This window comes from Paraliobacillus sp. PM-2 (genome assembly GCF_001368815.1).
Classification (GTDB): Bacteria; Bacillota; Bacilli; order Bacillales; family Amphibacillaceae; genus Paraliobacillus.
The window spans coordinates 1555238-1577846 of record NZ_CTEI01000001.1; the positions used below are offsets into that span (position 1 = coordinate 1555238).

At 35.0% G+C, this 22609-nt stretch carries 12 protein-coding genes and 1 pseudogene; 2 read left to right on the forward strand and 11 right to left on the reverse strand.

Translation table 11 applies throughout. The features are described from left to right. Positions 1–30: 30 nt before the first annotated feature. Genes BN1058_RS07395 through BN1058_RS07405 form a run of 3 tightly spaced genes read right to left on the reverse strand, consistent with a single transcriptional unit; the run spans position 31 to position 3308 of the window. Entirely contained in the window at positions 31–855 is an 825-nt protein-coding gene (locus BN1058_RS07395) for a carbohydrate ABC transporter permease (protein WP_090855040.1), read from the reverse strand. Further along, positions 852–1793 carry a carbohydrate ABC transporter permease gene (locus BN1058_RS07400; protein WP_090855044.1) on the reverse strand — a complete coding sequence of 314 codons (942 nt, stop codon included), beginning with the start codon at positions 1791–1793 and terminating at the stop codon, positions 852–854. The genes BN1058_RS07395 and BN1058_RS07400 overlap by 4 nt, the downstream gene beginning before the upstream one ends. Positions 1794–1853: 60 nt before the next feature. Then, positions 1854–3308, reverse strand: a complete 1455-nt coding sequence (locus BN1058_RS07405; protein ID WP_090855047.1) for an ABC transporter substrate-binding protein — start codon at positions 3306–3308, stop codon at positions 1854–1856. A gap of 305 nt (positions 3309–3613) precedes the next feature. Here BN1058_RS07405 and BN1058_RS07410 point away from each other — a divergent pair, with 305 nt between their 5' ends. Continuing rightward, complete coding sequence (locus BN1058_RS07410) at positions 3614–4858, forward strand: anaerobic sulfatase maturase (protein ID WP_090855050.1); 1245 nt, start codon at positions 3614–3616, stop codon at positions 4856–4858. A 935-nt stretch (positions 4859–5793) separates the two neighbouring features. Here the strand turns inward: BN1058_RS07410 and BN1058_RS07415 are convergent. The 7 genes and pseudogenes from BN1058_RS07415 to gnpA all read right to left on the reverse strand — a co-directional run. Then, positions 5794–10119: pseudogene (locus BN1058_RS07415) on the reverse strand (endo-alpha-N-acetylgalactosaminidase family protein); the annotation flags it as partial. A gap of 390 nt (positions 10120–10509) precedes the next feature. Next, positions 10510–11964 carry an arylsulfatase gene (locus tag BN1058_RS07420; RefSeq protein WP_090855057.1) on the reverse strand — a complete coding sequence of 485 codons (1455 nt, stop codon included), beginning with the start codon at positions 11962–11964 and terminating at the stop codon, positions 10510–10512. A 75-nt stretch (positions 11965–12039) separates the two neighbouring features. Continuing rightward, complete coding sequence (locus tag BN1058_RS14305; RefSeq protein ID WP_176694461.1) at positions 12040–12207, reverse strand: DUF6903 family protein; 168 nt, start codon at positions 12205–12207, stop codon at positions 12040–12042. 212 nt (positions 12208–12419) lie between these two features. Beyond that, entirely contained in the window at positions 12420–13301 is an 882-nt protein-coding gene (locus BN1058_RS07425; RefSeq protein WP_090854792.1) for a carbohydrate ABC transporter permease, read from the reverse strand. 16 nt (positions 13302–13317) lie between these two features. Next, the gene (locus BN1058_RS07430; RefSeq protein ID WP_090854795.1) at positions 13318–14208 is read right to left on the reverse strand and encodes a carbohydrate ABC transporter permease; all 891 of its coding nucleotides are present in this window, start codon (positions 14206–14208) and stop codon (positions 13318–13320) included. Between the two features lie 92 nt (positions 14209–14300). Beyond that, entirely contained in the window at positions 14301–15659 is a 1359-nt protein-coding gene (locus tag BN1058_RS07435; protein ID WP_090855061.1) for a carbohydrate ABC transporter substrate-binding protein, read from the reverse strand. A 225-nt stretch (positions 15660–15884) separates the two neighbouring features. Then, the gene (gnpA, locus tag BN1058_RS07440) at positions 15885–18044 is read right to left on the reverse strand and encodes a 1,3-beta-galactosyl-N-acetylhexosamine phosphorylase (protein WP_090855064.1); all 2160 of its coding nucleotides are present in this window, start codon (positions 18042–18044) and stop codon (positions 15885–15887) included. Positions 18045–18372: 328 nt separating this feature from the next. Between gnpA and BN1058_RS07445 the strand changes: the two genes are divergently transcribed. Further along, positions 18373–19221 carry a helix-turn-helix transcriptional regulator gene (locus BN1058_RS07445; RefSeq protein WP_090855067.1) on the forward strand — a complete coding sequence of 283 codons (849 nt, stop codon included), beginning with the start codon at positions 18373–18375 and terminating at the stop codon, positions 19219–19221. Between the two features lie 18 nt (positions 19222–19239). Here the strand turns inward: BN1058_RS07445 and BN1058_RS07450 are convergent, their stop codons facing one another. Further along, positions 19240–22608 (reverse strand): hypothetical protein, encoded by a 3369-nt coding sequence (locus tag BN1058_RS07450; RefSeq protein WP_090855070.1) that lies wholly within the window; start codon positions 22606–22608, stop codon positions 19240–19242. Position 22609 lies beyond the last annotated feature (1 nt).

Below are 22609 nucleotides of genomic sequence, written 5' to 3' on the forward strand. Positions count from 1 at the left end.
AATACTACACAACCAAACATTTACAGATGATTATCCCTTTACTGCTCCAGACAAACCGTCTATGAAATATCGTTGGAAGAATACGAATAAAATAATAACAGGAATAATTGCAATGGATGATCCAGCTGCAATACCTGTCCAATCTACAATATTTTCTCCTCGCAATGTATACAATCCAACTGCCAGTGGTCGTAGTGAAGCGTTACTTAAAGTTAATACCAAAGGTAATAAAAATGAATTCCATGTCCAAACAAATTGCATTATAACAACACTACCAATTATTGGAGATGACAACGGCAACATAACACGCGTGAATATTTGTATAAAGCTACTTCCATCTATAATTGCTGCTTCTTCCATTTCTTTAGGGACACTTCTAAAGAAACTGGCAAATAACAAAACAAAAATAACATGTCCACCACCTGCTTCAGCGAGAATAATACCTAACAAAGAATCCATCAGACCTAAACTTTTAATTAATTGAAAAATAGGTATCATGGAGAACTCAAGTGGTATAAAAATACTTGCTCCCAATATAGCAATAAAGATTTTTTTACCTGGGAAAGAATATCTTCCAAGAGCATAACCACACGTTGAAGTAATTACTAAAATGATTAATATAGCCGATGCAGTTATGATAACAGAGTTTAAAAAGTACTGGCTGAAGTTTGCTTCATTCCATGCACGTATAAAGTTTGAAAAGTCTAGAGAATTAGGTATTAAACTCAATCCACTTTCAAAAAATTCACTCTTACTCTTGAAAGAGGCGGATAACATCCAAACAAAAGGATAAATCCAAATAAATGAAAATACGATTAAAATCAAATGTTTTAATATTTTACTCAAATTGTTCATTTACTCACCCTCCTCTGTGTATTATTGGACCTTCTGATCAGCGTTGTAGTAATAGCTATAATTGCAATTGTCAAAGCAAAAAGTGTTGCTGCTGCGGATGCATACCCTAATCTTGGCAAACCCATTTCACTAGAAAAAGCAAATCTATAAATATAAGTAGAAATTACATCTGTTGAATAAGAAGGGCCACCGTTAGTCATCGTCTTTATTAAATCAAAAGCTCTTAAAGTAGATGATATATTCACCAACAAGATAACAGCACCTATTGGAATTATTTGTGGTAAAGTAACATAAAAAAACTTTTGTAAAACACCAGCCCCATCAATTTCTGCAGCTTCAAGCAATTGCCTTGGGACTCCTTGTAATGCAGCCAACCAATAAATCATATTCATCCCAAGATTTTTCCATACAAAAACTGCAATAACTGCAAACATAGCCCATTTTGAACTTCCTAACCAATTAATAGTACTCTCAACAAAAGGCAAGTTTGATAAAGCAGCATTGACTGCTCCATCTGAACCCCAAATATATACCATAATTATTCCCACAATTGATGCAGTTGTTATAACAGGTATAAATATAATTGTTCGATATGCAGTAGCAAACTTTAATTTAGGATTATTTACAATTAGTGCTGCTATTAGCGAAAATATCATTAATGGGGGGACAGAACCGGCCATGAAAACAAAACTATTACCATAAGATTTCCAAAAATAACTATCTGTAACTAATTCCTTGAAATTATCCAATCCAATAAACGTAGCATTACCTAAACCTGACCAATCCATCATTGAATTATATATATTCATAACAATAGGCCATCCTTGAAATGCAGCGTAAAAAATTAGATTAGGAGTAATAAATAACCAACACCAAAATACTAGATTTTTTTTATTTTTTAATTTTGACTTATTAACTGCGACATATGTGTCACTCATAATTATCTTCTACTCCTTTCAAAAGGGAGTGACGGGTGCCAAACCCGTCACCATTATTATCTAATTCAACTTATCATATTCTTCGATCGTATAATCCTCCATCAGATTCCAGTTTGTAAATTCAAAATCTGATTTTGATACATCATTCCCTTTATCTTGAGCTTTTTTAATTGCTTCTGACAACGCATCATCAATTTTATTAGAGTAATCCTCTAAAGATTTTTCCGCATCTTCTATCGAGCCCGAAACTAAACTTCCCATAATATCACCGAAATTAGGGAAAACATCATTATATTCGGCAAAAACTGCTGAAGTATCTGGATTACGAACAATAGGATCAGGAACCAGAGCACCATATTCATCCACAATTGCTTTAAAGTCAAGCAGTTCTTGGATTTCTATATACTCTTCGTCAATTCCTTTTACAACAGAAAAAGAATCACCTTTCTTAGCCCTGGCTTTTTGAAAGTAATCTCCACCGTAAAGTTCTTCTAAATACAAAGCTGCTTCTTCAGGATGCTCTGAGTTGCTATAAATACCTAACCAAGGTTTAGGATTTTTAATTGGTAATGATCCTTTACGACCGGATTCAGGTAGTGGTGGTGACATTACTCCGAAATCAAGATCGGGATTTTCATTTTTCCATACACCTATAGACCAAGCTCCTTGAACTAGAAACCCTGCTTGTCCTTGCGCAAACAGATCTCTTGCTTCAGGTGCACTTATACTCATCGTTTTAGGATGAAAGCTTCCGTCATCTACTAAACTATCAATTAAGTTATATACTCCAGTGACTGGCTCTGCATCATATCCCGGTTCTCCAGTTGCCATATTTATAGGGGATGTTTTGTTAATACCACTTCCAGCAAGCGATGCCCAGTTCCGAACAATTTGCTGCCACCTGATTGTTTGTTTGCCACCTTCAATCATCCCATAGAAATCCCCATTACCTTCTTCAGTAATTTTTTTCGCAGCCTCACGAAACTCAGCGTACGTCTTCGGTGGATTTTCAGGATCTAATCCAACTTTTTCAAACAATTCCTTGTTATAGAAAACCAATCCATCAGGCATTTCTTTTGCTTCAGGAACTGCATATAATTTGCCATCAATTGTTGTTTTGCGTAAGGCACCATCAACAAAGAGATCTTTAAAATCATCACCTATATAAGGATCAATTGACTGGTACCAACCATCTTCAACCACTGTCGAGAGTTCCATACCATTTGGAACAGGAAATAAATCAGGTGCTTCTCCAGATTGTATAGATGTTAAGATTGTATTTTTAAATTGATCTGCGGTTAACTGTGTGTATTCAATTTCAATATTTGGGTGTTTTTCCATGAATTTTTTATGAAACTCTTCTCTTATATCCTTAACACTATCACTCCAATCCGAGATCTTTAGGGTTACCTTTCCATCAGAGTCAGTCTCATCCTTGTCCCCCCCACAAGCTGTTATAACTAACAACACAAAAATCAATACAAAAAAAGTAATAAACTTTACTCCACTCCGCAAATTGATTCCTCCTCATGAATTATTACGTGTTACTTATAAATATTCTAAAATGTACACACTTATGTAAGTTGTCTAAGATCTCTTGTTTTTTTTTATATATTTAAAGCGACAAATTACGTAATTGCCCATTTCCAATTTAAAATGAATAGGTTTAACCTCAGAATTACAAATAATTTGATATCTTATTTGGTTTATAGTTCATTCTTTTAATTATGTTAACTGGTATATTGTGATTTCTATCATAGAATCTATTTGTCTTTCCGATCATAATTAATCTTACATTCATACATTAAGGAGTTATTTTGATGAGCAATGATAAAGCTACTTTACAGAGCAATCGTATAACAGGAATTATGTGGAAAACTGTTTCGGAATCATGTAATCTTGCGTGTGATTATTGTTATTATAGTCGTTGCAACGGTAGAGCAGGTAAAATTAAACGAATTGATGATTCATTGTTAGAAAAAGTAATTAAAGAATATATGGAAATGTCAAGCGGATTGGTTACCTTTGCATGGCAAGGGGGAGAACCATTATTAGCTGGTATAGATTTTTTCAAAAAAGTTGTCTATCTACAATCAAAATATGCACCAAAAAATACGATTATTAGTAATTCAATTCAGACGAATGGAACGTTAATCAATAAAGAATGGGCTACGTTTTTTAAGCAATATAATTTTTTAGTTGGAGTCAGTTTGGACGGCCCAGAACATATTAATGATGCTAGAAGGGTAACGAGCTCTGGAAAGGGCAGTTTTAAAGCAATTATGAAGGGTATTCAACATTTAAAAAATGAACAAGTTCCTTTTAATATCTTGACGGTTTTACACGAAAACAATATTTCTAAAGCAACTGAATTAATGCATTTCTACCAAGAACAAGGATTTGAATATATACAATTCATTCCTTGTATGGATTTCCAGTCTCAAAATATTGAACAACCTGGGGATTTCTTGATTACTCCTAAACAGTACGGTGATTTCTTATGTGAAGCATTTGATATATGGTATAACAATGGTGATCCTAAAATCTCCATTCGATTCTTTGATAATATTTTAGCTGTTAATTTGCATCAACCAGCGGAAATGTGTATGCATTTAGAAGCTTGTCCTAAAACACTTATATTAGAACAAAATGGTGATGCTTATCCTTGTGACTTCTATATTCATGACGAGTATCGTTTAGGTAATATTGGGGATGATTCCTTAGAAACTATCCTGCAAAATGAACGTTGGGATAAGTTCTCTGCAATGAAACCTTCACTTCCAGAAAAATGCAAAAACTGTGAGTTTCTAAACCTATGTCATGGTGGTTGCCCAAGAAATCGTCAAAAGGATAACAATACAATGAGTGTAGAATATTTTTGTGAAAGTTATAAGCAGATTTATCGTTATGCTCAAGACCGTATTCAAGAAGTAGCGAAAAATGTAAAGAGAATGAGTATAAAGGATTACTACCATTCTGGACGGAAGTTACCAGGAAGGAATGATACTTGTATTTGTGGGAGTGGTAAAAAGTTCAAAAAATGTTGTCATCAACTGTTGTCATAGAATCGCTTCTTTGAAACAAAAACATCAATGAAGTTGCTTTTAGTATTAAAAACTACATAAAGAACGAGTATGAGTAACACCACGTTACTACATACTCGTTTTTTAATTAAATCAATTATTTAGCTATCTTGTCTTCTTTTACGGATATAATAGAATGCCACAAAAGCACCCATTACTACAAAGACAAAACCGAGAAGCATCCAATTATACATTGGTGTTGCTGTATTTGGAAGTTCTTCATCTGTATCTTCTGATCCATTACCTTCTGAATCTTGATCAGCTTTTTCCAATTCATCCATCGCTGTCTGTAATGCATTTATTGCAGTATCCAATTCTTCTTCTGTTTCAATTGTATCGATATCTGCATCTGCTTTTGCTATGGCTGTCTGTAATGCTTCATAAGAATCACTTGTGTATGTGCCATCATCTGAGATTTCTTTTGCTTTTTTAAGCAATGCTTCTAGTGCGGACACATCCACTTCTGGATCTGGGTCTGGTTCAACAACTTCCTCTAAGCCATCCATTGCTGCTTGTAATGCATCTACAGCTGTATCTACATCTGCTTCTGTTTCAACAGCTTCTAATGCTGCTTTCGCATCTGCAATTGCTGTTTGTAATGCACTAAATGATGCTTCCGTGTAAACTTCATCATCATTTGAGATTGCTTCCGCTGTTTCGATTAAGTCTTCTAGTTCTTTCGTATTCACTTCTGGTTCACTTACTTCTTCTAAATCATCCATTGCTGCTTGCAATGCATCTACAGCTGTCTCTACATCTGCTTCCGTTTCAACTGTTTCTAATGCATCTTTCGCATCTGTAATCGCTGTTTGTAATGCGTCAAATGATGCCTCTGTGTAAACCTCATCGTCATTAGAAATTGCTTCGGCTGTAGTAATTAGATCTTCTAGTTCCTTCGTATCTACTTCTGAATCTGCTGTTACTTTTTCAATACGAAGATTATCTAAGATAAAGGTACCCTCACCAGTATGCATGTTTACACTAGTTCCATCGTTAAAGATCCCAATGTATGTTTGACCATTATCTGAACCGGTTACTGTAATTTCCGCAGTCTTCGTTTCAGTTGATGCTGGTAATAATTCATTCACGTTGACACCTGCTGCACTATCTATATTCTTCACATCAATTTCTTGATCTCCAGAGATAACACGATAAGATCCAGCAGTTGTTTGATAATCAAATGATACGTTGTACTCGACACCTGGTTCAAAACGGAAATGTTGTGGAATAGTACGGTACACTAAGCCATTGTTTCCATTATTCACTTTCACAGACCAGTTTCCTTCAATAACATCATCGACTACTTTCGCATCAGCCCAGCCTTTTTGTGTATATGGTGCATGTTTTTCAGATAAGTGTATTCGATTGTCTGTAACCCCTTGTATATTTCCAATAACAAACGGGTAGATACCTTGTACGACCGTTTCAAAATCTTGTTCAAATACATCATCAGAAACGAAATTGTTTAATGATTTCTGTACAATACGGATATCATCAAACTTCGTATCTCCATCACCAGCTTCACGGCTAAGTGTCAATGCCGCAGTGTCACTTTCCGCAGTAAAGCTTACATGCATGCGTTGCATCTTACTATTGTAACCATCATTAGTTGCATGTGAATCTGCTTTGACATAGTTCTTTTGTAAGCTGCGCAATGCATAATTACTTACATCTTCTTCTCCACCAGTTACCTCAATAGAAGCTTTCACATCACTACTGTTTTCTACATATACTTCAGCTACATAGTCTTTACCTGGTACTAGATCCGTTAATGTACGTGTAACTGATGTGCCCTCAGATGGACTATCGAAATTTAGGTAGTAATCTCCACTACTTAAATTACGCGCATCACCTGTTTGACTTGTGCGAACCACACTAACAGCTTCTTCATCACCAGAAACAGTTGTGTGCTCGTCATCAATGGTACCAGTATTAAATCCAGAATCATGTACGTGATTACCGGTACTCCATTCATCAATTTGGACTTCTTCTACTTCACCAGCTACGACAATATAAGGAGTCGCTGCTTCAGCTGTTAAAGTAACTTGATTGTCTACTACATCTACTTCTTGCTTATTTTGTCTACCTTGATCAGTTAATTGGTATACTTCCACCGTAGATACATTGTTATATTCATCTGGAAGTGTCCAAGTAGACTCTCCACCTTCTAAATTCCAGTGATATAATTTTTCAGAATCTGGGGTTGGTGTTTCGAAATCTTGTTCTACCCAAGGTAACAAATACGTATCACCATTAAGAATAACATTATCATTAAGTGTAATGATACGCTCTCTTGAGTCATCTTTTCTCCTTACAACTACAACATCCTCATTGCTTGGGTCTTCTAACCTAATTTCTTTTTCCAAGTTCGTTGCGTTTCTATCTCCCTCAACGGTTTCCCAGTTCATTACATAGTATTTCTGTAAAAATTTCGTTGGTACATTTGTCTTAAATGTACGACGAATGAAATTGTCAAAGTTCTTATCAGATTGCCAGCCTTCAAATCCTCCAAGTTCAAAGCCACCGAGTAATGGATGATCAGCAGTACCACCTTTTTCTGGCCAATTTAATACCCAGGAATCTTTTTGATGGTTACTGATAAAGCGAAGCACTTCAGAGTTAATTCCTTTACTAGCCGCTCCACCGTAGTTTTTATCCGTAGCCCAGTGTTGCCACGTAGAATGATTTGGAATAGCCGTACCAAACTCTGTAGTAACACGTAAGCCTCGTTCTACAAATTGTTCAACTACTCGATTAGATTCCCATTGATCTTGATACCAAACATCTAAATAAACAAAATCAAGATCTGGAGCAACCGCTTCTAATTCATCTAGTCTTTCTGCACGACTACCTGAATATAGATCATATAATTTATTAATCGTATAAGATTGGTCTAACCAACCCCATCCTTTGGAATTTGGACCATTGATTAAGTCATCATTAAAGGCATCTGCTTCTGGATAAGTTTCTTGTGCATTAATATGGACACCTAATTCTGCATTGTATTTATGCCCTTCTTCAATTAATGTACTTAAATCAGCTTCGCCACCCATACGTTCACCTACGTCACCGTAATCAGGGTGCGCACTATCATGCCCTTCATTTCCATAACCTTTCAATAGCACAGCTTGACCTAAACCATCTGTTGCAAGAGCAACCTTTTTAATATTATCCAACGTTTTAAGGAAAGGCTGTTGTGCTTGAGAACCGAAGTTCATCGCGATACGTGTTGTTACATTGTCATTAACATTTTCCCAATCAGGGATCTCTTGCATAATGTCACGATAAGCAATTGCACCATCTTGCCAATCTACCGTACTATCATTATTTAAATCTTCCGCAATGGTAATTTTAATCGTCTGTGGATTAGACGAAGGCTCCGGCATAAACTCTCGGTGATAGAATAGTTTACTAGAACCGATTCCCATTGCTTTTTCACCAGCTTCATTCTCATAGCGATTAGCAACTAAATTACGATAACCATTCACTTCAGAACTTGACCAAATAGTTGCACTTAATTCATCATTAGATAGAATAGCTGTATAATACTTACTTGTAGATCCGATTCGTTCCATTTCAGAATCGACAGTAACATCAACGTCACCTGGTTTGGTAACATCACTACTTAAATTAGTAAGCTTAGCTTTAGCACTTGCTTCACTAGCATTTACTGAAATGAAATTCATATCTGCAAATTCAATTGTTTCAATGATGGTATCACCAGCATTATTAATTTCCTCAAAGTGATAAATAACATCATTTCCATCCACTTTTAATGAAAGTTTAAATGTAGCATCAAGGCCATTGGTAGAGCTTTCAACAGATAATGTGTATATTGCTTCATTTTCGCTGACCTTTTCAAATTGTACTTCTGGATAGTATAGAATGTCATTTATTCTTAAACCATAAGCAGGCGTTTCTTGACCATTCATTACTTTGTCGTCTACTTGATATTGAATTACACGTGGAAATATCTCATCTATAACCACATCCATGTAATTTGAGCTTATTACATTCTCCACTGGTGGTGTGTCAGGTTCATCCGGGGCTGAATTTGATTCTCCGATTTCAAAGAGAATTTGACTGTTTTGATTCCCAAATTGCCCCAACTTGATTGCTTCTTTAGCATCTACTAAACTTTCAGCGGATTCATCCAAGTTTACTGTACCGAATAAGTCTTCACCATTTAATGTTACATCCAAAGTCGCTCCACTATAGTCAATTTTAATCGTGTATTCGTTTCCGGGTACCGGTAAAGGAACATCAGGTCTGTTCCTTAGATAATCTCCTTCTCCATCAACTTTGTATTGATGAAACCACCCACCAGCATCATATCCTACAAATACAAAATTGTTTGCATCTTTATAATGCGGCATAAAACCAAATCTCGTTGATGAACCCTCTGTTTCAGGAACAAAAGTATATTCCATTGTTCCTGTTTCTTTTGCTTGTGCATCTTTTTCTCTAAATATAGCAGCATCTGCTCCATTATCGTTTCCTTCACCTGTTCCAAGTCTAGTATAAATGCTTGAACCTTGTTCAACAATTTCATTTACTTCATTTCCTACTGTTGAAGCGGTTTCCCAAGGATTCACTACTCCTAGCTCAATAAGTACTTGACTATCCTGACTACCAAACTTTCCTAATTTAAGTGCTTCTTTAGCATCAACTAAACTTTCAACGGACTCATCTAAATTTACCGTACCAAACAAATCTTCTCCATTTAAAGTAACATTCAAACTAGAACCACTATAATCAATTTGAATGCTATATTCCTTACCAGGTTCAGGTAAAGCCGTGTCTGGTCTATCTCTTAAATAATCCCCTTCTCCATCAACTTTATATTGATGGAACCATCCTCCAGCGTCATACCCTACAAACACATAGTTGTTTGCATCTTCAAAGTGTGGATAAAATCCAAATCTTGTTGATGAACCTTCTGTTTCAGGAATAAACGTATATTCCATTGTTCCTGATTCTTTTGCTTGTGCATCTTCTTCTCTAAATACAGCGGCATTTGCGCCATTATCGTTTCCTTCTCCAGTTCCAAGCCTTACGTATCTTCTTCCATTTTGTTCAACTATTTCATTTACTTCATTTCCTCCAGTTGAGACAGTAATCCATGGATTAGATACACTTTCCGCGTTTACATTTAAAGAATTGAAATTAGTTAAGTAATACGGAAAGATTAATAACATAACGAGAATTAAATTTAGTGACTTTTTGATGCGCTTATTTTTCAATTTAGTTCCTCCTTTAATCGATCTTTCCTTAGTCTTACTGCTGTTCCCCCCTTTTTTAATTTATTTATATATAATTAACCTTTAATTAGTAAGCGCTACCAATAAGGTTAATAACCGATAATTAGTATTTACAAAATGAATTGGTCTTGTCCATATAGAACTTATCTTCGTAGATTTGAAAATTTGTGATGTTTTTCTTAGCGGATTTTTGAAATATATAAATGTCTACTTATACATCTCTTGGTGATTTTATAATAAATATATGTATGTGGTTTTAATTTGATATCTAGCATTTTTTATAAATCATAGTAATATCAATGAGGAAGAACACTAATGTCAACTAGGTGTTTAAAAAAACACCTAGTTATTTCATTAGTTTAAGTTATTGTTTTACAAGATATGATTGAGACATGTCTTCGGCTGTTTTCCAACAATGAGTTGTTTTCCGTCCGTATATCCTTCTTCACGTCCTGTTAATTGTTTAATTAGAAATTGCCTTAATACATTAATTCGACTTTCATATCTCAGATTATCAATCTCATTTTTTAATTCATAAGGATCCTCTTCAAGATTAAAGTATTGTTCATTACCAGTTTGTGAAAACCAAATATATTTTTCTTTTCCATTCGTGACATAATGGTAAGAATCTATCCCATAAGCGTGTTCTCCATGCAAAAACTCACGTAATGTAGAAGGTTGGTCATTTAATATTGGTATTAAACTTTTTCCATCTACACTTTTAGGAATATCTGCACCAGCTATATCAAGTAGTGTTGGCATAATATCTCTTAGTTCTACCACTTGGTCAACAGTACTACCCTGCTTAAATCCTAATAAATTGCCTGGGTCATTTAAGATAAACGGAACATGTGCACTACCTTCATATGGAAGTGCTTTAGCAAAGCGATTATGATCGCCTAGCAATTCTCCATGATCAGAGGTAAATAAGATAATCGTATTATCTAACACACCATATTCCTGCATTGCATTGATCAATCTACCTATCTCATAATCAATATGACTAATTAATGCATAATAAGCAGCTCTAGCTCTTCTCAAACGAGAGCTAGGGACATTGCCTTTTTTAGCTGTTGGCATTAACCCATCGTTTGTCGGATCCTCTGTATTTGCCCACTCTCCAATATATGGATCATCAATATCACTATTCAAATATTGATCAAAGAAGAACTTCGGTGGATCAAATGGTGGGTGAGGACGCACAAAGGATGTCTTTAAGAAGAACGGTTTTGAAGGGTCACGCTTCCTTAAAAAATCAATCGATTGTTGAACAGTCCAATTTGTTGGGTGATACTTTTCTTCCAATTCCCATGGTCTTGCCATTGTGGAGGAATTACAATCTAGGCCCAAATCTGTAATATCATATTCATAACCCTTTTTATCTCTAAACCAATTTAAATAATCATCGCAATATTCAAATGTCTCTGTTGTTTTCACTTCATTTTTAAATCGATTATAATGCATATAGCCATCATGCAATGTAATGTTATGAAAGCCCATTAACTTTCTAGTTGGATATACATGCATTTTACCTACGCATTGCGTATGATATCCTGCTTTAGCTAATTCTCCTGGTAAAGTATGCTCATAATTCCAAGGAATCCTATCTTCATATCCCACTCTTCCATGTGATTCCTGACTCATCCCTGTTAGCACGGCTGCTCTTGCTGGAACACAAGTAGGTGTTGCTGAATAAGCATTTGAGAAAACAACCCCTTTTTGAGCAAGCTCGTCTAGGTTAGGCGTTTCAATAACAGGGTGGTTAAGCATACTTAAACAATCATAACGCATCTGGTCAACCATCAATAACATAATATTAGGTTTCATTGTCTCACCTTTCAAACATAAAATTTAAACTATTATCAATTAAAAGAATAATATAATTGCATCCTTACTAAATACTCAAATGAATTTTCTGTTGTAATTCCATAGTAAGAATAAAAGTCCTGATAAACCAAATAATTGGATAAATAATTCCGCTCTTCCTACTGTTTTTTGCCCGTAAATAACTAAAAATAAGCAAAAGAGAAAGAAGAAGATTTTAATAATACGTATTACTTTATCTTTCATCTCAATTTACCCCCTAATAGTTCGGTTAGAATCCAAAATTATTTTAAGGTGGTTATTTACAATAATAAATAGGCATTACTTATACGTCTGTTAGATATTAAAATAATAAATTTGTATGCGTACACACTAACTTCACAGTATACTATTGTCAAGAATTTTAAAAATAATCCTTTTAGCTAATTTTATTTACTTACTATAACTAATTCTAGATACTATCCCTTTAATCCTCCAACAGTCATTCCTTGTGTTAATCTTTTTTGTACAATGATATATAAGATAATCGTTGGCAACATGGCAATAACCATTCCCGCATACATCGGACCATAGTTAACTGCGGCACGTTCTGCTGCCATCAAATTCAATAATCCAACTGGTAATGTCTTATTATCCCCTGGCATTAAGGTCAATGCTAAGATATATTCATTCCAGAATAATAAGAAGTTGAATAAAATAACAATAATGATACTAGGCTTGGCCATCGGAAACATAACCGAGATCATCGTACGGAAATAGCCCGCCCCATCGATACTTGCAGCTTCCTCAAAATCAGAAGGCAACGTTTGGAAATAACTCGATAATAAAAAGATGGTAAACGGTAACGCCGTTGATGCATAAATCACCGCAAGAATAAATCGATTGTTTAAAAAGAATGGATCGCCAATGATCATCTTAATGGCGCTATCCCAATCTAGTAACATTAAGAAGATTGGAACCGCGATATAACTTACATTAATGAATAATCCTGCTTTTACGACTGAATTTAAAACATTACTTCCTCTAAACCTAAATCTTGACAACACATACGCTGCCGGTAAGGCTACCACTAGTAGAATTCCTAATGATAACGCGGTTACAATGACAGAGTTTAAAAGATACTCCCCCATCTGTGCTTCCACAAATGCCTCGACAAAGTTCTGGATATAAACGCCATCTGGTAAAGACCATGGATTCTCATAAAACTCAGCGTTCTGTTTAATTGAAGCGAAAAACACCCACGCTACTGGTACAATAATGGTAACGGCCAATGTGATTAAAGCTACATAGTTAAATAGTCTAAAAAGTGTATCGGTGCTTAGACCTTTTGTTTTTTTCATCTCTGTTTTTACCTCCTTAATACTCTAGCACATCGCGTTTTGTAATTCTGCTGACGATGGCAGCGAGGGCAAATGAAAAGGTAAAGACGACAACGCCAATCGCCATACCATAACCAAATGTGGAATTTGTATACGCTTGGTCATACATATATGATAGGAAAACTTCAGTGGATCCGTTTGGTCCGCCACCTGTCATTGCTTTTACTAATAGAAAACTTAAGTTAATCGTACTAATAATAAAGAATGTTAAAGTGGTTCGAATATTATTCCAAATTAATGGAAGCGTAATGCTAAAGAATTGAGTAATTCCGTTCGCACCTTCTAGCGAAGCAGCCTCATAATAACTAGCTGGAATACTTGCCATACCCGACATGTACATTACCATGTAATAACCAATGGCTTGCCACACTAAGGCACCTGCAATACTGTAAATAACAATTTCCTGATCGCCTAACCATAGTTGTTCAAAGCTATCTAAGCTTAAAACGCCAAATATACTATTTAATAACCCACTCTTTGGATCATAGATTGCGGAAAATATCCCTGCAATAACAACAATCGATAGAATATTAGGAATATAGAAAATGATTCGGAAGAAATTTCCTCCCTTTACTTGTTCTTTTGTTAAAACAGCTGCAAAGAACACAGCAAATATCAATGTAATAATAGCCACAAGTACAATTAATAGAATGGAATTCTGAAAGGATTGAATAAAATCCATATCATTCCATAAGACTTTAAAGTTTTCTAAACCTACAAATTCTCTTGTGTTCGAAAATCCTCCCCATCGATACATGGACATTCGAAAGACTTCAATGGTTGGTGTGATCATAAATGTTGCGAGTAAAATCAATGCTGGTGCTACACAAACCGTAATAAATATGTTTCTTGACCCTTTTTTGTTCAAAGCTTACACCTCTTTGTAAAATAAATAAAACGGTGAGTATAATACTCACCGTTTTACTTATATAATTATGCATCATTTAGGACGCAAACGGCTTAGTTCATTGCATCTCTTAACTTATCACTAGTTTCTTCAATATTTGATTGCCATTCTTCTAGAGAAACTTGGCCAGATATTACGCCATCAATAGATTTATAAAGTGAATCGTGCATATTCACACCAGGTACTGGTTCTGTTGAAGCAAAACCACCCATAGCAGGAAGCGCACCTTGCTCATCATAAATGCTATAGAATAATTTTTTATTACCTTCTAATTGATCTGTAATACCATTAATTGGTTGTACCGCACCAGCTTCTAAGAAAATAGAAGCGGCTTTATCAGAATACATGAAAGTAAGAAATTCTTTCGCAGCATCTTTGTTTTCAGCAGCTTTTGGAATCCACATTTGCTCAAAGAAAGTAAACGCATAACGGTCGCCACCTTCACTAAATGCTGGAGCTGGCATCATACCCCAATCAAATCCTTCTGCTCTTGGTGCTTCAGACATTTCACCTACTACCCATGTACCATTTGGCATGAATAGTGCTTCATTGTCTAAAATCATTTGTTGGTTTTTCGTAAAGTCGTTAGGGTTTGCATTCGCTACTGTATTTGGATGTGTGTAATCACCCAAGTTAGCAATTGTTTTTAATACTTGTTTTGCTTCTTCTGTTTCCCAAATACCATCTTCATAAGTCATAGCTGAGTTATAAAAATCAGGTCCACCCGCAGCATACATTAAAGATGGAATTAATGAATCAAAATAACCTGCAACTGGGTAAGTGAATAATGAAATATCTTCATCTTTAGCTTTATCACCTAAAGCAAACATTTCATCCCAAGTAGCTGGTGTGTCCCAACCTTTTTCTTCTAATAGATTTGCATCGTAGAATAATCCAGTTGGACTATAGAACATTGGAGCTAAGTAAGTTTTACCATCAGCGTATGGATTAGTAGCTAGTGTATCAGTAAAACCATCAAGTAGTTTTTCTTCTACTGTTACATCTTCCCCAGCAACTGTCATACCAAAAACATCAGTAATTTCTTCTAAACCATTTTCTTTAATTAGAGTATCAGTTAAACCTTCTTCTCTACCTGTTGCTAATAAGAACACATCAGGATATTCACCTGCTTGTAAGTTTGGACGAACTACTTCTTCAAGATTCTTCTCAACTGTCAATTCAACAGTCACATTTTCATTTAATTCTTCATATGCTTCTTTAATTTTTTCCCACATTTCTGCACCATATGCAGATTCTAATGCAGCAACTTTTAGTGTTACTTCTTCTGTTTCTGTTTCTCCATTATCTGTTGGTGTTTCTGCTTCCTCATTATCGTCCGTATTCCCACAAGCTGCTAAAACTAGTGAAAAAACGATTAGCCCGATAGTGAGTAGAAAATTTTTAAGTTTCAAAATAAGACCCCTCCTAAAATTTTTTTCTTTACACTCATATATTACCTCTAATTAAGCGCTTCCACAATAAACATCTTGTTATTTTTTTTAAATATATTGCTGTTTATAGAATAAAAATACGTTTTTTTTATCATTTTAAGCTTGAAAACCTAAATTCACAAAGAGGTGATAGAATCAAAGTGACCCTAACACCTTTTACATATATACATTTACCTATATTGTGTTTTAAATTTCAAACCACTTATAGCCCATAGGTTCTAGTGTCACATCAACTTTTGAACCATTATCCTTCCATACAGTCGTTTGCTGTGTATCATACGAATTATTAATTACAACAAATGAACCTACTTCTGGGAAAGCCACACACTCTATTTGAACATTTGAAGTATACCATTTTTTTAATAAATTCTCCTGTGAAGCAACCCAGTACATTGATCTTAGTAGTAATCGTGTATTTTCTGGACTAAAAGGTAAACCTGCGATGTAAACAGAGCGTCCTGATCCAAATTGATTAACTGCTAATGTTACATCAGAATCATCCATATCAAGTACCACAGCTTCTGAATTAGCTTGGTATACATTTTTCATTCCTTCTCCAAAATTAATTGGCGTATGTTGTTCTTCTAAAATGAAATGATTTTTATCATAAAGTGTATTATATTTATTTGTATTTAAACTATAGCCAGTTTCTTTTTGAACTCCCAAAACATCTGACAATTGAAAGAATCTACCTTGGCTTTGATATGCTGTTGGCTCCCCAACACCAATGAATCCTCCACCATTATATACCCACTCTTTTATAGTAGATACAACTTCCTCATCTACCCAAGCTTTGCCGCCACTCCAAGCAGTATTTGCATCACCAGCATTGATAATGACACCAATTTCATCAGGTATGCCATGTTTTTTTATATCATCAAAACTAATGAAGTCTACATCAAATGGCATACCGCTTAGGCTTTCAAGGATTCCATAGTAAGAATAACATTGTTTATACCAAATCGCATGATGTACATGGTGACTCATCCACTTTCTAATTCCTCCCCAACTATTGAGAATGGCTACCTTAAATGGAGCTTTGTAAGCATTTGTTCCTTTAGAATTGGAATGAATTTCTCTAAATTCATCTGTTATCTCTTCTACACGATCTACAAAATCAGGAAACTTTAGTGCTAGACTTAAATAACCCCCGTACCCCATTCTTTGTATTGGGCTTTGTAAAATAGCTCTTCTTGCTTGCAGCCAATTTTGGTTTGCTTCACCAACTGGGTCGCCGCCTTCTTTAAAGGTATCTGGAAAGAAATAAGGCAAAAACCTTCCTTCTGTATACGTAACATGGGGAATGTCTGAAATCATCCTTAATGTTACACCGTCACCTACTGATCCAACGACAGCATCAAGCCCTATGTCTTTGAAGTATTTACCATAAGGTTCTGTACCGGCCCAATGATCACCAAGAAACATCATTGCTTCTTTACCGTAATCATGTATAATATCTACACATTCTTTTGCAAGTTCACTAATGAAGCGTTGCTGGAAATCAATCCAATCTAAAAATTGTTTAGAAGGGGTTCGAAATGGAGAGTTATAATAACCTTCATCAACAAAATCTTCTGGACGAAGTTTATATCCCTTTTCTTTTTCAAATGCTTGTAATGCAAGTGGACTAACCGTTGCGCCATACCCAAACCAATCAACATACTTTTGTTCTGCAGCATCATTAAATACTAGCGTGAAATTATAAAAAAATGTAGTAATTCTTACGACATCTGTATCTTCATGATCATCTAACCATGTTTTTAAGTTGTCTAATATATGTTTTCGTGTCTTAGGATATCGTGGATCATAAGGAATGTGATGTTCACTATCCCATTGATTTGTTACATGATTATACAAATGTACAGGATCCCATAGCTGATATGCTAAGAAATTCACTGTGTAAATGTGCCATTTTTTCACCCGATAAATGGCTACTTCTTTCGTTTCTTCATTGTAAGTCCAGTGTTCAGTTGGTATTACTTCACCCGTAGTCCTATCAATTACTTCCCACCATTTTTTTATATCATGATCGGTATCAGGAATAACTTGTTCATCAAAGTACCCTTTCATAATAGGAATAAGTACCTTTTCTGAATGTGCTGTTATCGGTTCAGACATTAAATAAAAGTGCTGTCTTTCATCCGGATTTGCTTTTGCCCATTCTTGATCTCCTCTAGTAAAAAAATATTTAGAATAAACTTTACTCGCCATATGTTTTACTTCTGGAGTAAGCTTGGTACCATCAGAATCACGAACCGCATCTGCTCCCCATCTATCAATAATATTAGCTATTTTAGTTTCTAAGCCTTCTTCAGCAGGTAATGTAACTCGACCTTTATCAATCATTGTTTCTTTCCTCCTAATAAAAATTTAGACAATATATTATCATTTAAGTTAAATGAACGGTATAAAAGACATATGTACAGACTATGCTATTTTTAATCTTATATCATTAACATATTTGTCATCTTTAACAACTTTTTTGTTATAATGAACTAAACTTGTTTTATTTATATTAAATCATGCTATCTTAATCTATAGAGGCTTTGTATTCTGCATGATTACACCGTTATCCTATATGTTTTTTAAAAAATTCGGATACGTGTAAATGCTACGGTATTCAAAGGTAATTTAAATATACTATGCACTAACTCCATTAGGGAGGAATTATTAAATGACAACGCACCGCTATTCAATTATAGAGGCCAACAAACAAGATAATTTCACTCTTTTATTTGCATCTAAGTTAAAATATAGCCCGGAATGGGCAGGTATCATGCATACACATCCATTTACTGAAATATTTTATATTATTAAAGGAAAAGGAATCATTACTACAAATCAGCATCAGTTTGAAGTAAGTGAGAATAATGTTGTCATTGTTAATCCAAATGTAGAGCATATGGAAGCTTCTTCTTCAAAAGATCCACTTGAATTTATTATCATTGGAATTGAAGGGCTAAACTTTACAGACTTATCTGAAGACGGTGATTCTTTTAGTTTTCATAAATTATCTAATCAACAAAATGATGTAAAATTTTATTTTCAATCCATATATAATGAAGCACAAGAGCAATTGACAAATTACGAGAATGTTTGTCACTATTTATTAGGTGCATTAATCATGAAGTTAAAACGACAATTAAAACTTAAAATAGAAGCAGAAAATCAGACAAAATTAAGAAAAGAAATCGCCCAAGCAAAACAGTATATCTACCAACATTTCAAAGAAAACATTACATTAGATATACTATCTAAACTTACTCATTTAAATAAATTTTATTTGTCACATACTTTTAAAAATGAAATTGGACGTACACCTATCGAATATTTGAACTATTGTCGTATTGAGGAAGCTAAAGTGCTTTTATCAACAACGAACTATAGTATTTCACAAATTGCTACAGTCATAGGGTACTCATCTCAATCTTATTTTTCAGAAGTATTTAAAAAGTATGAGTCAACATCCCCATCAGAATTTCGTAAAAATCTTTTACAGACAAATGATAGGACAAGGAGTTAACTCCTTGTCCTTTATTTTTTAGTTTGATAGATTTTTATATTTTCTTACCGGAAAAAGTGCAGCTAAACCAATGATTACTAAAGCAATACCTAAAAGCATCCAATTATACATTGGTGTTGCTGTGTTAGGAAGTTCTTCATCGGTATCCTCTGAACCATTGCCTTCTGAATCCTCATCGGCCTTTTCCAGTTCATCCATTGCTGCTTGTAATGCATTAATTGCAGTATCTAATTCTGCTTCTGTTTCAATCGTATCAATATCTGCATCCGCTTTTGCTATGGCTGTCTGTAATGCTTCATATGAATCACTTGTGTATGTGCCATCATCATTGGAGATAGCTTTTACTTTTTTAAGCAATGCTTCTAATGCTGTCACATCCACTTCTGGGTCTGGGTCTGGGTCTGGGTCTGGGTCTGGGTCTGGATTTGGATTTGGATCTACAACAACTTCCTCTAATTGATCCATTGCTGCTTGTAATGCATCTACAGCTGTATCTACATCTGATTCCGTTTCAACCGCTTCTAATGCATCCTTCGCATCTGCAATTGCTGTTTGTAAGACGTCAAATGATGCTTTCGTATATATTTCATCATCATTTGTGATTGCTTCTGCTGTTGTAATTAAATTTTGTAATTCAGTAGTATCTACTTCTGGTTGACTCATATTGACATCCTTATAGGCAATCAATGGAGTAATATGAGCTGATGGGCTTGTTGGCGACCCTTCATTGACCAATTCTATTCTTAAGAAATCTCCTTTTTCTACTTCTACTTCGATTGGTTCAACATCAGCTGGTGTACCATCATTTGGTAGAATATAAGAATCACTAATTGGTTCACCATTTAAGGTAAAAGTAAGCACTACATCGCCACCACTATTTGGTGCCATCCGTAAATATGGTTCTCCATCCTTTAACGACAGTTTGATTACCCCAGTTTTAGGAACATTATAAGCCATCGAGTGACCTTGTTCATCATTAGATTTTGTTAATGAATCAACTAATAAACCATGTGTTTCTTCCGTGATTGGATCATTGATACCACCTTGAAGTCCTACTGCCGCCCAATTCTTTCCGTCCCATGTAGCATACTGTGAACTAAATGATGTCATATTAATGTACTCACCATTTACCTTCTTCTGTGCATACCAAACATTTCCTTGTTGTCCATTGACAAAATCAAATGCATAATGGTAATGATTTTTAACTGTAATTGTATAAGTATTTTCCTTACCATTTTGTGCGGTGATTTTCATCAACATTCCGTCAGAAAGGACACCTTCAGTAACCTCATTATTTCCATCAAATACTTTTACGTCTGCTGCTGAGTCGACACTGATGCCATTTTTGAATTCTTCTACATCTGTTGGGTTATTTTCTAGTATTGGAACAAATATTTTTTTACTTTCTTCATCAACCATATAAACAGAATTCATTAATTGATTATTAAAGTTAGTGAATACGGTATATGTTTTTTCAGTATCACCGTGAGAAAACCTAAATGCAAATCCTGGTTTTACTACGTCATTTGAATCCATCACATTCCCATCTTTATCTAATACCTCAACTTCTAACGCTGTGTCATATGAAATGGCATTTAGGAAGTCTTCAACTGTTACATCATTTCCGATTCCTATGATATCTGTACCATCAATTGTGTATTTATCGGAATAAATTTTAACCGACACAACATCTGATTCATAAGCACCGATATCTGGTGTTCCAGTTACTTCATAACCGAAGAAATCTTCTCCACCATTGTTAGCAATATATTTCCCATTATTTATTGCTGGAGAAGTGTCTTTCAATTGATACCCGCTAAAAGCTGATCTATCATGTGTTAGCGTTACACCAGGACCATTCCCTGTTGTAGCGGTTGGTGCGGAACCTGGATCAACCAATTGAGGATCTGCGGTAATTGCAAATTCATCAGATTCAGGTGTGTTCGTATAATTATAGTAAATATTATTACTATATGTTATATTCGAATTCTTCGTCCAATTCTCTTCTTTTGGATCACCCGCATTGTAAATAATATTATTTTCAACAACGGCGATACCACCTGTCATACCATCCCGAATAAATGGTACTCCTTCTTTTATATAGAAAGTGTTGTTGTAAAAATGAGCTAATGCATTTGAAGGAAGGTTCAATACTCCACTCAAATCATTTTGACTAATATTATAACGGAAAACACTGTTGACGACATAATCTCTACCACAACAAATCATTATTGCGCCACCAGCATTGTTATAACTATAGTTATACTGATAAATTGTACCGTCTCCCCAGTCAGCATCCCACGCTTGACCATCTTGATTATAATTGGTATCAAATGCTTCATTGTATTGAAAAACTGCATTTTTAGATTTCCAAGGCCAAATACCTGCTGCAACCTTACCAAATGATGTTTCCGAATACACTTCATCATTTATCTCCCTAGCAGCACCATCTGAAACATTATATTCTACCAATGGTCGATCAAGGTACATGGTTGTAATCGCGTCCCCACCAGGATCCTTGATATAGTTGTTTCGAATAACAACGTTACTTGATCCGTATTTCTCCATGAGATCGTCAGGAAGTTCACCAATACCTTTAAAATGAGAGGAATATGCAGTATACCCTACGGCAATTCCCCATCGACTTGTATTTTTAACAACATTGTTCTCAATCCGAACATCATTATATCTGGGTATACCTGTTTCTGCTTCATTGGTTGGCTTAAATATAGTGAAGTAAATCCCACCGTTATTCATATGTTTATCATAAACATTACCATGAACATCATGGATATTTAAATCGTTTAAATAAATGTGATTCAATGTCCCTTTATTTTGGGCTACTGCAGCAACACCCGTACGATTCATCTTATCTAAATCACTGTATCCTTCATCTAAATTTGACGCATTTGAAATGTCTAAGTTGTTAATCTCAATGTATTCCACATCGTATAGTAAGATAGAAGAAGAGACATACCCTTTATATTTATGACCCGGATTATCCAACACAGTACCATAATTTTGATACCAAATTCCTTGGCCATTTGTTTGTATTTGGGGATTTTCACCTTCTCCATATTTGTCTATAACAATTGGTGATCCCTCTGCTCCACTTCCTTGAATGTGTAAATAACCATCATTAAAAACGGAACCTGCTTCTAAAAGCACCTTATCACCTGGCTGTAATTCCAATTCATTAATTTTCCTCAGGCTATAAAAAGCACTGTCCTCGGATTTACCATCATTGCTATCACGTCCATTAAGTGTACTAACATAATATGTTGTACCACTCTCTTCCCCTGACGCCGCATGTACTTCCAATACAGGTGCATAGTTGGTTAAGACTAAAAGCATGATTAATAAAATATTTATTATTCGTTTTAGCATA